This is a genomic window from Prochlorococcus marinus subsp. pastoris str. CCMP1986 (genome assembly GCF_000011465.1).
Taxonomy (GTDB): Bacteria; Cyanobacteriota; Cyanobacteriia; order PCC-6307; family Cyanobiaceae; genus Prochlorococcus_A; species Prochlorococcus_A pastoris.
On the sequence record NC_005072.1, the window covers coordinates 358205 to 370966 of the forward strand.

The 12762-nt window shown below is 31.9% G+C and carries 19 protein-coding genes and 2 tRNA genes; 6 read left to right on the forward strand and 15 right to left on the reverse strand.

Features of this window, described 5'->3' with window-relative positions:
• Nucleotides 1–13: 13 nt before the first annotated feature.
• The 6 genes from TX50_RS02010 to TX50_RS02025 all read right to left on the reverse strand — a co-directional run bounded on the left by TX50_RS02010 (nucleotide 14) and on the right by TX50_RS02025 (nucleotide 2282).
• Nucleotides 14–286: a DUF3303 domain-containing protein gene (locus TX50_RS02010; RefSeq protein WP_011132015.1), complete on the reverse strand. Its 273-nt coding sequence runs from the start codon at nucleotides 284–286 to the stop codon at nucleotides 14–16.
• 305 nt (nucleotides 287–591) lie between these two features.
• Nucleotides 592–738: a hypothetical protein gene (locus TX50_RS09415; RefSeq protein WP_157859386.1), complete on the reverse strand. Its 147-nt coding sequence runs from the start codon at nucleotides 736–738 to the stop codon at nucleotides 592–594.
• A gap of 357 nt (nucleotides 739–1095) precedes the next feature.
• Nucleotides 1096–1281: a hypothetical protein gene (locus TX50_RS02015; protein WP_036930920.1), complete on the reverse strand. Its 186-nt coding sequence runs from the start codon at nucleotides 1279–1281 to the stop codon at nucleotides 1096–1098.
• Nucleotides 1281–1406: a hypothetical protein gene (locus tag TX50_RS09910; protein WP_268741262.1), complete on the reverse strand. Its 126-nt coding sequence runs from the start codon at nucleotides 1404–1406 to the stop codon at nucleotides 1281–1283. The genes TX50_RS02015 and TX50_RS09910 overlap by 1 nt, the downstream gene beginning before the upstream one ends.
• A 79-nt stretch (nucleotides 1407–1485) precedes the next feature.
• On the reverse strand, nucleotides 1486–1767 hold the full coding sequence (locus TX50_RS02020; RefSeq protein ID WP_011132016.1) for a DUF3303 domain-containing protein: 282 nt from the start codon (nucleotides 1765–1767) through the stop codon (nucleotides 1486–1488).
• Between the two features lie 47 nt (nucleotides 1768–1814).
• Nucleotides 1815–2282 carry a DUF1348 family protein gene (locus tag TX50_RS02025; RefSeq protein ID WP_011132017.1) on the reverse strand — a complete coding sequence of 156 codons (468 nt, stop codon included), beginning with the start codon at nucleotides 2280–2282 and terminating at the stop codon, nucleotides 1815–1817.
• A gap of 172 nt (nucleotides 2283–2454) precedes the next feature.
• On the opposite strand from TX50_RS02025, the gene TX50_RS02030 reads away from it, so the two are divergent.
• A complete protein-coding gene (locus TX50_RS02030; RefSeq protein WP_036930919.1) occupies nucleotides 2455–2667 on the forward strand; it encodes a hypothetical protein in 213 nt (70 codons plus the stop codon).
• Between the two features lie 14 nt (nucleotides 2668–2681).
• Here the strand turns inward: TX50_RS02030 and TX50_RS09420 are convergent, their stop codons facing one another.
• Nucleotides 2682–2846 carry a hypothetical protein gene (locus tag TX50_RS09420; protein ID WP_011132018.1) on the reverse strand — a complete coding sequence of 55 codons (165 nt, stop codon included), beginning with the start codon at nucleotides 2844–2846 and terminating at the stop codon, nucleotides 2682–2684.
• Between the two features lie 40 nt (nucleotides 2847–2886).
• Nucleotides 2887–3393 (reverse strand): hypothetical protein, encoded by a 507-nt coding sequence (locus tag TX50_RS02035; protein ID WP_011132019.1) that lies wholly within the window; start codon nucleotides 3391–3393, stop codon nucleotides 2887–2889.
• A gap of 64 nt (nucleotides 3394–3457) precedes the next feature.
• Between TX50_RS02035 and TX50_RS02040 the strand changes: the two genes are divergently transcribed.
• Nucleotides 3458–3649, forward strand: a complete 192-nt coding sequence (locus tag TX50_RS02040; RefSeq protein ID WP_036930917.1) for a hypothetical protein — start codon at nucleotides 3458–3460, stop codon at nucleotides 3647–3649.
• A gap of 97 nt (nucleotides 3650–3746) precedes the next feature.
• Here TX50_RS02040 and TX50_RS02045 read toward each other — a convergent pair whose 3' ends face one another.
• The 7 genes from TX50_RS02045 to TX50_RS02080 form a co-directional block, all read right to left on the reverse strand.
• Nucleotides 3747–4529, reverse strand: coding sequence for an SIMPL domain-containing protein (locus TX50_RS02045; RefSeq protein WP_011132020.1), 783 nt, complete (start codon nucleotides 4527–4529; stop codon nucleotides 3747–3749).
• Nucleotides 4530–4802: 273 nt separating this feature from the next.
• Complete coding sequence (locus TX50_RS02050) at nucleotides 4803–7292, reverse strand: GIY-YIG nuclease family protein (RefSeq protein ID WP_011132021.1); 2490 nt, start codon at nucleotides 7290–7292, stop codon at nucleotides 4803–4805.
• Nucleotide 7293: 1 nt separating this feature from the next.
• On the reverse strand, nucleotides 7294–8784 hold the full coding sequence (locus tag TX50_RS02055) for an Eco57I restriction-modification methylase domain-containing protein (RefSeq protein WP_036930916.1): 1491 nt from the start codon (nucleotides 8782–8784) through the stop codon (nucleotides 7294–7296).
• A complete protein-coding gene (locus TX50_RS02060) occupies nucleotides 8768–9412 on the reverse strand; it encodes a hypothetical protein (RefSeq protein WP_011132022.1) in 645 nt (214 codons plus the stop codon). The genes TX50_RS02055 and TX50_RS02060 overlap by 17 nt, the downstream gene beginning before the upstream one ends.
• A gap of 385 nt (nucleotides 9413–9797) precedes the next feature.
• Complete coding sequence (locus TX50_RS02070; protein ID WP_042116016.1) at nucleotides 9798–10016, reverse strand: hypothetical protein; 219 nt, start codon at nucleotides 10014–10016, stop codon at nucleotides 9798–9800.
• 127 nt (nucleotides 10017–10143) lie between these two features.
• Nucleotides 10144–10215 (reverse strand) — tRNA-Thr (locus TX50_RS02075).
• A 10-nt stretch (nucleotides 10216–10225) separates the two neighbouring features.
• Nucleotides 10226–10307: transfer RNA gene (locus TX50_RS02080), tRNA-Tyr, on the reverse strand.
• 101 nt (nucleotides 10308–10408) lie between these two features.
• Here TX50_RS02080 and aroQ point away from each other — a divergent pair.
• The 4 genes from aroQ to TX50_RS02100 are packed head-to-tail and all read left to right on the forward strand — an operon-like array spanning nucleotide 10409 to nucleotide 12716.
• Nucleotides 10409–10849, forward strand: a complete 441-nt coding sequence (gene aroQ, locus TX50_RS02085; protein WP_011132023.1) for a type II 3-dehydroquinate dehydratase — start codon at nucleotides 10409–10411, stop codon at nucleotides 10847–10849.
• A complete protein-coding gene (locus TX50_RS02090) occupies nucleotides 10850–11458 on the forward strand; it encodes a tRNA-(ms[2]io[6]A)-hydroxylase (protein WP_011132024.1) in 609 nt (202 codons plus the stop codon). It abuts the gene before it with no gap.
• Nucleotides 11459–11478: 20 nt separating this feature from the next.
• Nucleotides 11479–12234: a precorrin-2 C(20)-methyltransferase gene (gene cobI, locus TX50_RS02095; protein ID WP_011132025.1), complete on the forward strand. Its 756-nt coding sequence runs from the start codon at nucleotides 11479–11481 to the stop codon at nucleotides 12232–12234.
• Nucleotides 12234–12716 carry a DUF1823 family protein gene (locus TX50_RS02100; RefSeq protein WP_011132026.1) on the forward strand — a complete coding sequence of 161 codons (483 nt, stop codon included), beginning with the start codon at nucleotides 12234–12236 and terminating at the stop codon, nucleotides 12714–12716. The genes cobI and TX50_RS02100 overlap by 1 nt, the downstream gene beginning before the upstream one ends.
• Nucleotides 12717–12762: the final 46 nt, after the last annotated feature.

Below are 12762 nucleotides of genomic sequence, written 5' to 3' on the forward strand. Positions count from 1 at the left end.
TGTCAATCACTTTCTATGAGTAGACTTTGGCAACTAATGGACCAGCTTCCTCATCAGTAAATACAGGTGTGGTTTCCCAATTTAGAAATTCACCCCATTCAGCGGCATGTTGATATATTGCTTTTGGATCATCAGTCTTTAAAACTATCCAACCCTCTAAAGAACCAGGTGCGTGATATCTTCCAATCATCTCAACTCCAGGATAATCTCCCCCACCACCAAGAAATTTTTCTGCACCTTTTTGATGATATCCGGCCTTAAATGACCAATGCTGAACATAAAGCATTTTATTTTTTAATTTTTATTGGCTTTCTATTACTAGCAAAATAAATAATTCCTGAAAATAAATATTACTAATTGCCCATTTTTTTAGATCGACTGTCAATGATAAAAGTTTGTATCAAAAAAGAGGTTGAACTCAGCCTTTAAATGAAAACAACCTCTTTAGGAATACTTAGCTTATTTTTATTTAATAGGATTTGGCTGTTTAAACCAATCTCATTAAATTCTCTGGTGGACTATCAATCATTTCTGATCCCTCCATTTGATTAACTAGAAATTACTATGGATAATATTTTCTGTATATCGGTATTAATGCCGATTTTTAATATAGAAAGCCAATACTAATAAAACTACAGTAAAACTTAAAACAATAATCCCAATGTCTGGTTGCTTTGCATTTGTGAAATAAGTAGGATTTTCTACTGGAATTTCAATTATTTCTCCTTCTTCAATCATTACTTATATGTATTGAGTAAAAATATATAAAATCCCAACAATACTAATGTTGCTGTACCTACACCAATAACTGTAGCTGGTTGATTATTCCAAAGTTGATTAAAAAATTCCATTTATTTTAATTTTCTTGTTCCACCATAAGAATATTGGCTTTCTTTTGAAACAATATGCCAACACTTTTTACAGCAAAAAATCCACCTTTTATAATTTATAGATTTTACTCTGTAATGGATCACATCTTCCTTATTGCATAAATCACACTTTTTCATTTTTTTATCATTTTAAAAGTTAAATACGCAAAGCCACCAAGTAATAACAGACTAATAACTCCATAAGTAATTGCTATTCCATACATAATTATTCTTCCGAGTTATATCTCAAAATAGTTGCAATTGAACTCTTGTCACTTGAGGTAAGTTCTCTATCTTGATATTTCCATTCAAACCATGTAATACATTCATTTAACTTTGGATTTTCCTTATAAGTTTTTTTCCAGTTTTGTATCCAATTGGCTAATGCACTTGCTTCATCTGTATTTAACATTATCCATCTAACCTATCTGCGTAATCTCTTAAAACTTCAGCCATCTTTTGGGGTGGAATTTCTTCTTGATATTCTCTACATAAATCAAAAAATTTATCTAAGAAATCTTTCATTGAAGAGGACATGAAAAAAGGGGCTTCTGTACCTTCTACTTTAGATCGACTGTCAATAAGTAACTTAATGGTTCAAGTAGTTAGTGTTTCATTAACGATATAGAGCTACTGTTTCATCTAAATCTGCGCAAGGTTCAATAGTAATCTCCATTAATTCTCTCCAAGGTCGCCATTGACGCCAAATAGTTTCTAGAGAATCCGTATTTACCACAGAGTAACCGTTTCCATGTTGAGGTAAGAAAATCCAAGATTTAACGTTATATCCCTCTGGTCTATTTTGTGGACCTCCTTTGTCGTACCATTCAGTTAGCATTTTCGCCCCTTTCTCTTGGGCGTTTGCGTCAGAAAATTTATAAGAAATTAGAAAAAGCATTAATGAAAATGAGCTAATTTGCCCTTATTTTAGATCGACTGTCAATATCAAATCCCTAGCTCTGTGAGTCCAGGAAAATCTTTTGGACGGGGTCCATCTCCCCATGTAAAAAGACAATCTTTTTTATCTATAGAAATATCATTTATGCTCGCCTCTCTTCTACTCATTAAACCTGTTTCAGAAAATTCCCAATTTTCATTACCATATGCACGAAAATAATTAAATTCTGGATCGTGCCATTCATATTGAAAACGTACAGAAATTCTATTTTTATCATAAGCCCATAATTCTTTGATAAGTTTATAGTCAATTTCCTTGATCCATTTGCGTTTTAAAAACTCTATAATTTCTTCTCTTCCTTTAATAAATTCGCTTCTATTTCGCCAAAAACTATCTTCTGTATAAGCATGTGATACTGTTACAGGATCTTTTGTATTCCATGCATTTTCAGCTAATCTTACTTTTTTAATAGCTGTTTCAAAATTGAACGGAGGAATAGGTGGTTTTATTGACATTTAATATTTAATAAATTTACTTACTTAATAATATTTAGAAAAAACATCAATCGCCCCTATTTTTATATTGAAAATTTAAGAAACTTTTTTCTTTATAAGTTATTTTTAATTTGAAAAAAATATTTGCATAATTTCTTACAACTGGTAATTTTAGTTGACTTGGATAACTCAAATGCAAGATCAAAGAATTGAAAAGATAGCAGCAGTCACAGTAAACATAACTAAGGTTCTGGCAATAATTTATTTTGGCTTAGTAGAAGTATTTAAAATAGGCAAATTAACTAGAAAGATATTAGTTACTGAATCTAATAATTCTCAAAAATGGGCTTCAAAAACTTATTCAATTTTAAAAATACGACAAGCTAGACAAAAACTAGCAGCATAAAAAATTAGTTATTTTTAAGCCGCATTATATTCATCCCTATCTTCAAGCTCTCTCATAAATCTTTTATCTCCTATAAAATATTTTTTTATATTTAACTTTTCAGCTTCCTTTGCACTTGAAGGCATCTTTAGCCATTCAATAGGTATATCTTTTTTATATTTTATTTCATCATTTTCCACTAATAAAAATTTTGGTTTGTTTTAAATGACTGTTTTAAAGTTAATTACGTTTCCTCATTTGTTCAAACATTGTTAGGTATTGAAGAGGAAATACATCCGCTAAGTTTTCAATCCTTTCATCATCTAACTCAACCCCTTCGGGCAGTTTTTTTATTAATTTTGGAATAGCCAATTTTGTAGCATCTTTACAAAAATTGATTCTATATACTGACTCTTTTTGAATGGTCTCTTTAATTGACCCATCTTTTTCAAAAATAGAATTTATATCGAGATTGTTTCCCTTCAAGAGAGCAATCAATACGCCATCAGCAATCCTAAGTGCTTCTTTTGAATCTTTTCCATTTTTAATCCCAAATACCCATGTGCAAGCACCTACTCCAAAAGCTCTTGCAATACATTCATCATTACCTATTTCATCACAAGGCAATTTGAATGAATCCTCAATTTTCTTTAAGTCATAACCTTTTTCTCCCTCTGGAAAACCAGCAGAAGTTTTAATTGGAGAAATTAAACTTATTAATAGTGATAGAAGAAATAATTTTTTCATTTGGTAGAAGGATTTAAAAATAATTTGTTTTCTGATTTAACATTTAATTGTTTATGATCTCAGTATGACTTTAAGTTCTTACAGAATGCATAGAATTTATCTGGCAGCGACCATGGGCTATGGCCTCGGTTCTGATGATCCTGAGGAAGTTGCATACTACAAGAAATTAAGGAAAGAAATGGATGAAATGAAGAAGGATGTGGTTAAAAAAGGTATCCCACTTACATGGGATATCCCAGATGGAATGGATAAATGAATCTGAATACTTTTTTATTAATTGATGGGAGTCTTATGCTTATTGGATTTCCTTTACTGATGATCCTCAAAGGCAAAAAGAGGACTCCCTAATTCAATTATTTAACAGCGAAAGTTACTCCCATTACGGCAGTAATATCTTTCTTTATAGTAGACGTGTCATAAGATCCCCAGCTGCTTACACTTGTGGAATTAGGAACTGTTATCTGAAAAACTCCAGTATTAACTCTTTTCAAACCACCTACTTCAGAACCTGCCTGTAAAGCAATTGCCTCGGCTCTTACTCTTGCATCTTTCGCTGCCTTAGCGAGCATATCAACTCTTTTATCAGCAAGTTTTGAATAGGTAAATTCAGGACGACTTGGTTTTACTCTTACACCTTTACCAAGCAATTCTGTTATCTGACTATGAGTCTTCTGGATGTTATAAACATCCCTACTCTCAATCTCAATATTCTGATAAGTGATCCATTCAGTTCTAATGATTTCATTAGTCTTTGGATGCTTAGTTTTATATTCACTAATACTTGCAGGACCAAGATAAACGTCTTGCTTCACGCTGTCCTTAATTCCATTGGCGTTAAGAAATTCCATTGTCTTGTTTATAGACTGTTTATGCTTGGTAAATGAGTCAATCTGAGTTTTACCTGAGGTCTTTACCTGGACAGACCATTTTGCTATATCACTTTCAAAACTCTCAGTACTAGCACCAGTAACAGTAATCGTATTCTCCACAGTCCTGAACCCTCTGACAAGAACAGTGGATGCACCTATAAAACCCCCAAGAGACAAAACTGCCATTGCAAATACGAGTGGCGGGGTACGGCGAATAATACTCAGAGAATCGCCTGGAAGCGACCTGAGATATTTAATGATTTTCATTTTTATAAGTATGTGTGTAGGAACTTTTTAACAGCTGAACCGAAAGGAAAATATTTTTAAAAACCCTGATCTCAAATCCTTCAGTTCTATTTGGCCATTAAGGGAAACATCTTAAGTTGATGTGCCAATTTTGGAGTCGGTTACTAATATTGCCAAATGAAATAATGATACGCAAGAAGTATATTTGTATTATGAATAAAGGTAATTAGAATTAATTACATAAATAATATTTTTACTGATGAAGAGTTAATAGATTTAGTCTCTAAAATTTATCTAAATTTCAAATTCTTCTCTTGAAATTACAGTGTCGAAAAGTCCAACTTCATCATGAGTATTTTTTGTTAGACCGATATAACTAAGGCTCGAGTCCTCATATCTTTTGAAATTATAAATAGCATCATTCATCAAACTACTATTAAAGACATTTAGGCTAATAAGTAAATCAAAATCTTTGAGACTAAGACCAGTAACCTTTTTAAAAAGTCCTGGCTCTAATTGTGTAATTACATCTTTTAAAGACCTTTCTCTGTAATCAGTTAAATACATGAATATTGGAATTCTGGTAGCAAACTTGATAAGTTGCTTTTGAATTTTTTTTCTTAGATTGATAAATTCTTTTTCCTGTTCTGTTAGTTGTTTTTTTTCTTTTTTATTTAATTCCTCCTCATTAGCTTTTGTTTTTAAATTTTTTATTGATTCTGAGGAATTGATTATCGAAGTTATATCCTCATTTAGACTCCTAAATCCTTCAATAGCTTGTAAGGCTTTCATTGCTTCATCGTTACCCATAAGCCTTTCTAAAGTTGAATTATCTACGTTAACTAGAAGCGCACTTTCCCAACGACGAGCTAAAAGAGTAGCGGTTGTTCCGCTTATTGTCATGTCCAAAATTGATGTAGCATCTACCTCAATCATTGAGCTACCGTCATAAGATAAAACTGGTAAGAATTTTATAAACTCACCAACTTTTTTTTCAGGATCATTTTCTTGATAATTCAAGTTACAACTATAGTCTGAAATCTGAGTTAGAGCTCTGTTAGGAGCAAAATCAAATACATAACAATTATGCTTTAGGACGTCTTTCTCATTAGGCGATTTACTATCTGGATTTTCTATTTCCCATGGTGTTTGAACTCTGAAGGCAGATTGAAAATATGTTTCGGGACTTGATATATTTCTAAGCATGAATATCCCACTCCAGGGTTTAACAGAGACACCAGTTGTTAATTTTCCGCAAGAAAGTGTTATTGATTTTGACTCAAGTGGATTATCCATAGCATCCCTTACAGGCCATAAGGCTTTCAGACCAAGACCTGCTTTATTACCTGCAGCAACAATAATTTTATAACTATGAAAAAAAGTATTTTGTCTCTCTTGAAGTAAATTTCTCATCGCAAAACACGATGAAACATTTGGTAGGTACCAAAAAGTATGGCTAAGTAGTGATAATAATCTACTATCACTAAAAGGATAGGGTGGTTTCTTATCTTTTAATTTTAAAGTTGTTTTAATTTCTTCTAAATTTTGACCTCTAATAAGATCTAACCATTTTTGTACTTCATCTTTATAAATAAATTCAGAAGCATCGTCCTCATATTTTGCAGAGAAGAAGGTATTGAGATCAAATTCATCAAATTCCCCCTCATTTGCAACTTCTAAAATATAATCCGGCACTTTATAAGTCATTAAAATCATTCTTGGTAATGATGAATATGGATTTTTATCACCTACCCAATTATTTTTTGCATTTTGTTCATCTGAATAGGTCCAATTAAAAATTTGTTCTTCAATGAATTCTCCAGTTGATATTGCTCTGAAAGGCGTTCCTGAAAGATATAAATAAAAATTTGTTGAGATTGGCATATTTTCCTCTTTAAAAAAAGATATACCTTCACCCTCTTGCAGCTTTATTTCTTTATTTTCTTCCCCCTCAAATAGCTCTTTCGCTCTTTCTCTCCACGCCCCATAATGATATTCATCTAGTATTACGCAATCCCATTTTATGGTGTGAACCCATTCATTTTTTGGTTTAATTCCCCCTGCATTGTTTTTTCCAAGAAAATCTTGAAATGATCCAAAACAAACAAAAGGTTTACTTTTATCAGCTTCTCCAAATGACATCCCATTTCTGTTTATAAATTGCCAACCTTCAAAATCAATATGTGTAAGTAAATCCTCTTCCCACGCACTTTGAACTGCTGGTTTAAAAGTTAAGACAAGCACTTTCGTCCATTTCATTTCTAAAGCCAACTTATAAGCTGCAAAAGTTTTACCAAATCTCATTTTTGCGTTCCATAAGAAATGGGGAACTTTATTAGATTTTTCCTTTATGAAACCATTTATATAATTTTTTGTTTTCTCTATCGCTTCTTTTTGTTCTGGACGAAGTCCAAAATTATTTGGCCTGCCCTCTACTCCAATATCTCCAAAAGCAACTAGATCTATAGCAGCATTCACATCAGTTACTTTGCAGCGGAACCACTCACCGGCTGGATTAGGAAAACCTTTAGCTCTTAAAATTTTATGAACATCTTTATCAATAAAAGAAGTCCCATCTTTCCTAATAGCACTTCTATCTAAATGAATAGTATATGTTTCTTCTCCGGGAGTAATTATGGGATACTGTGCTTCAACTCTTTGCTTAACAGTATTTTTAGATGTGAATCCTACTTTTAATAAACCTTGATATTGCGGATGTGAATCAGAATAAGCATATATCTTGGGATTCCCTTCATACCTTTTATAGAAAAAGTCTTTAGCCATATTATTCCATTTTCATAATGGTCTTTTCAATAAAATTTATTTCCTCACTATCTAGTTCATACTTTGAATAAAGCTCGTTATCAGAGTACTTTTTATTCCAATTAAGTTTTGGTACAAATGCAAATCTTCCTTTTGTTATATGTTGAGAAACAGTCATCTGAGCAATTAGAAATCTAGTAAATTTAAGTTTTAGAAATGCTTCTAAATTCTCAGCCATTTCTTGGTTATCAAAAGTATCTATAACTAAATAAGTTTCAGTACATACTGTATTTGGAGGTGCTAAAAATAATTTTGCTAAAACCTTTCTCTCCCCATTTTTATTTGGTTGTCCAGCATGATCATAGGAAATGTTAGAGGTTAAGACTTTCCATTTTGGTATTAATTCTTTATTGTTAAGCACCTCACCTGAAGATATTTTGCCCTCACCTTTACTTGTTATGAGATTTAAGTCTCCCGTCTCTTTTGCTTTCACTGTTGTTGTCAAACCAAATGCTGCTCGACTACTAACGACAGAATCCAAAGTTAATTCATTTTTGGTTCTGATTTTTTTAATTATGTTTGAAGCTATTCCAAACCTTATAAAGGTGTCGAATTCATTTAATTTTCTATAAGAAATTTGTTTCTCATCTCTCCAGTTATTTATTACTTCAGTTAAGCCTTCATAATCTCTTTGCCAATGAAAATAGCAAACCCCACCTGCTATATCAACTCCTGGAAAACAATCTTTTGCTTCAGGATAATCAACAATTTTTTTTATTCTTTTATCATTCAACATTTCATTTCTGAATTCGTCTAATCCTTTACCCCCTGCATACCACCTTGATGGAATAATCATTAATAAATGTCTAGGATTTAATTTCTTCGCCTGTTCAATAAACCTATTGTAAATTGGTTTAGCACTCTTACCAAAACCACTATCAGATATTTGATAAGGGGGATTGCCAATAACTACATCAAATTTCATATCAAAAAATAAATTAGGATTATCTTTATGAATGAATGGGTAAGCATATGTTTCTAACTCATCATTCCTATTGTAGGCATCCTGCGGGGCTCCACAATATTTACATCGTGAATTTACCCATAAATGATTTGATCGACTATAAAAAATATTTCCACTCTCATTTACTGATGCATCAAAAAGAGAATATTTGCTATCAGCTTTTTTGGAACAGTACAAAGTCCTCCTACCCATGAGGCTTGTTAGTTCAGTTGTCGCGATTCCAAAAACTTGATTTTTAAAAATATTCTCAATACGTTTCGTCTTCTCAGGTAATGTATTTACTAATTGCTTATCTAATCTTTTAGCTATTTCCCTTAAAAATATTCCTGATTTCAAGCATGGGTCTATAAACGTAGAAGTTTTATCCTCAAAAATTTCTTTTGGCAAACTGTCCAAGATTTCATTGGCTAATGATGGAGTGGTAAAGACTTCATCGCTACTCAAATTAGCTAAACAATTTAGTACATCAGGATTATGTCTCTTTTTCATTTTTATTAATCTTCAGGAAATGAATTAAATCAAACTCAGCAATAGGCTCTGGTATAAAAGCTAATTCACCAAGATCTGAAAACAATGGCAATGCATTTAGTTCTTCATTATTAATGATTGATTTGAAAGAATAGTCAAGTCGTTTCACTTTATATTTGGATATTAAACTCCATTTTGAAAAAATAATAGGTGTATCACTTGAAGGGAGCTTTAAAGTCAATGCATCCCCCCAAGTAATATTTTTTGATAAAAGAAATTTAATTACTCCAAAGAAATCAGTATCTTCTTTGTATTTATTCTCGTAAAATTTTTTTATTTTTTTAAAAAGTCTTAATTGACATTTAGAAACATTTTCCTTCTGGATATCAATACCATAAAGGGATGAGACAGCAAGAAATATATCTATTTGATAATTTAATTTTATTGATTTATTTAACAATGAAATTGACTTAAGCTTTCTATCAAGTACTTCTATTAAAAAATTGCCATCGCCACATGCAGGCTCTAAAAAAGTAGAATCTAATCTTCTTGTTTCTTCATCAACAATATCCAGCATTCCATTAACTTCGTTTGATGAAGTGAAAACTTCTCCATATTTTTCAATTTTTGTTTTAATATTCTTAATCATTCCGTAATTCTAAAATTTCGAAAAATTTATACAACTAAGTTTTTAAAAATATTACCTTTATCTACATACTATAAAAATTTAAAATGTGGGAAAAACGTGGGCAAAAGTCAACCTCTAGTGAACATTTACGAACAATACAAAACACTAGCATATCGCTACTAATAAGGTTATGACTAATAATTCTAGTTATAGCTTATTTTGCACGGTTGCTTTGGGAGCACTAGGTCGCAGGTTCCAATCCTTTAGCCCTGACTCTAGAAATCCAAGTTATAAAAAAGCTTCCTTAGACTCACTTTTTTTAGATAATTATGATGAAATACGTTTCCATCATAATCCCAAAAAAAATGGAATCTCTATTTTTTTTTGATAACCATTAACACTATTTTTAATTGTTGTAATTTTGCATCATCGTATCCCGAAATTTCCTTTCGATGGGTAAGGTTTGAGAGGTTCTTTTGTTTGCAGAACCTAGTCCTTCGTTATAAACATATAAAAGTTTGGTCCTACCGCTATTTTCGCCATTCACTCTAAATCCACGACCAAAATTAGTGCAGATATTTTTTCTTAATTCTTTTTCCCAAGAAGTGCTGTTAGCACTAGTCATTATAAAAATGTAATTAGTGCAAATATAAGTGCAGAATTGCTATATTGTCGATATATCTAGATATATTTGGTGTTTATAGATTCTTCTTGAATTTCTTAAAAGCTAGTGATAGAGAGGTTTCGAGGTATGCCCTCGTCGGGACTTGAACCCGAGACCTCTCCCTTACCAAGGGAGTGCTCTACCGCTGAGCTACAAGGGCTGAAAAAAAGTGGGCCGGGTTGGATTTGAACCAACGTAGGCAGAGCCAGCGGATTTACAGTCCGCCCCCTTTAACCACTCGGGCACCGACCCCCACTATTTGAACTTATCAGTTAATGGTCACTTTGTGTGAAAATGTTTTGGTTTTTTTGTTTCTTTCTAGATAGCATTTAAAAGAAAAGACTTAATTGCTGATGAATATTTTATTGATAAATGGGCCAAACCTTAATTTGTTGGGTACTAGAGAACCTGAAATATATGGAAATAAAACCTTGAATGATATTGAAAAAGATTTAAACAAAGTTGCTAAGGAAAAAAGTATTAATCTTGAATGCTTTCAAAGTAATCATGAAGGTGAAATCGTTGATAAAATACAATCCTCGGTAAGTAGTATCAGTGGAATCCTTATTAATGCCGGTGCTTTTACTCATACTTCAATTTCTATAAGAGATGCTTTAATTGGATCAAAAATCCCATTTGTAGAACTACACATATCAAATATCTTTAGCAGGGAAGAATTTCGAAAAGAATCTTTTCTTACAGACAAAGCAATAGGAATAATTAGTGGATTTGGTATTACAAGTTATTTTCTTGCTCTTGAGGGAATAATTGAATTTTTAAGTATTAATAATTAAATGCTAGTAGATTTTAAAAGGCCCTCTTCTAATATTAAATATTTATCCTCATTATCCTCAGAAAGTTGGCTAGAGCAAGCTTTATCGAATCCAATAGAGATACTTATTGATCATGCTCATTGTGAAAGAAAAGCTGCTGGAGTTGCAATTCAATTAATGTTTAGATATCCATCTGAACCTGACCTGGCAGAAGTTTTGAGCCCCATAGCAAGGGAAGAGTTGGAGCATTTTGAAAAAATACTGGTTTTACTAAAGGATCTTGGTCATTCGCTTAAAGCTCTTAAGCCTCCCCCATATGGAGCTGAATTGGCGAAATGTGTCAGGAAAGAGGAACCATATAGAATGTTAGATAGTTTCTTAATAGCAGGACTTATTGAAGCAAGAAGTCATGAAAGATTAAGTTTACTAGCATTGAATTCTGAGCACAAATCTTTCAAGTTGCTTTATGTGTCTTTACTTGAAAGTGAAGCAAGACATTTTGGAATTTATTGGAAACTAGCACAGACTAAATTCTCTAAAAATGAAACTAACAAAAGATTAGAGGAATTATCTAATATTGAATCGGAGATCTTATCCCAAACGTTTGCTTTGCCAAGAATTCATAGTTAATTGAATTTTGTTATTAATTTATGGGAATTAGAAATACTCTAAAAAATCTGCTTGGTTTTAAAAGTGATCTTGCATCATTAACAGTAGTTGGTGTAGGTCCTGGAGATAGTTCTTTACTAACTTTTGCTGCAGTAGAAGCAATTAAAAAAGCAAAACTTATAGTTTTCCCAATTTCAAGTGATAATAGAAAGAGTGCATCTGCGGAAATAGTCAAAAAATATATCAAATTCAAGAAAAAAATACCCATTATTTTTCCAATGGCAAGACAAGAATTTGATCCAGATCAAATCTGGTCTAGTGCTGTGGATATAATTGTTAAATCTGTTAGAAACAATAAATCTGTTGCTTTACTTTGTCTTGGAGATCCTTCACTTTATGCAAGTTCCTCAAATATTCTGAGAATAATAAATAATAATTATCCTGAAATAATCACAAAGACAATACCAGGGATATCATCTATCTCAGCAGCAGCAGCTTTAAGTAATTTTGATTTAGTAAAGAAAGGCGAGGCTTTGATAGTAAAAGAATGTCCTTCTTCTAAATCCGAATTAATAACTCTAATAATTCAGACTAAAGCAAATAAAACAGTTTTAGTACTTATGAAAGTTGGGAAAAGATGGGGGTCAGTTAAAGAAATTTTAAAAAAAGAGAAAATCATTAATAAAGCTTTAATCGCTTTAAATGTAGGGATGCCTGATCAAATTATCCAACATGCTTCAAAATATAATGTGGAGACAATGCCTTATTTTTCTTTAATTTTGATAAGACCTAATTAATGAATAAGGACAAATTTCTAAGAAATGATTTTAAATGGTCCATAAGTAGGCAAATATTGTCTCTAATACTTGAAGATAAAGTAAGTGATATTTTTGTATGTGAATTAGTATGGGAAAGACTTTTTTATATCAATGAACCTTCTATTGATGGATGGACTTCAAGTTCCTTAACTCCATCATATTGGTCAGAAAAATTTTCAAAAGCCCCTCAAATTATTTCAGAACGATCAGCTTCTGTTCATTTGACACGATCTATACCGAAAGATCACAAACAAAATTTAAAAAAAGTTCTAAATTTTAAAGGTTATAAAATTAACGAACTCTATCCTAGAAGAACAAGAAGAGCAACTGCTGTCAATTGGCTTATCTATTGGTCTATTGACTCGAGTTCTTCTTTAGATGATTTTCCTAAGTTACCTAAAATATCTCCCCCATCTCCTAATCCAGCAAAAGGTCATTTTGGAGATCCTGAAATCAAATAAATACTCCTGGATAGAGTAAAAGATAGTATTGAGGTTATAGTTGTAA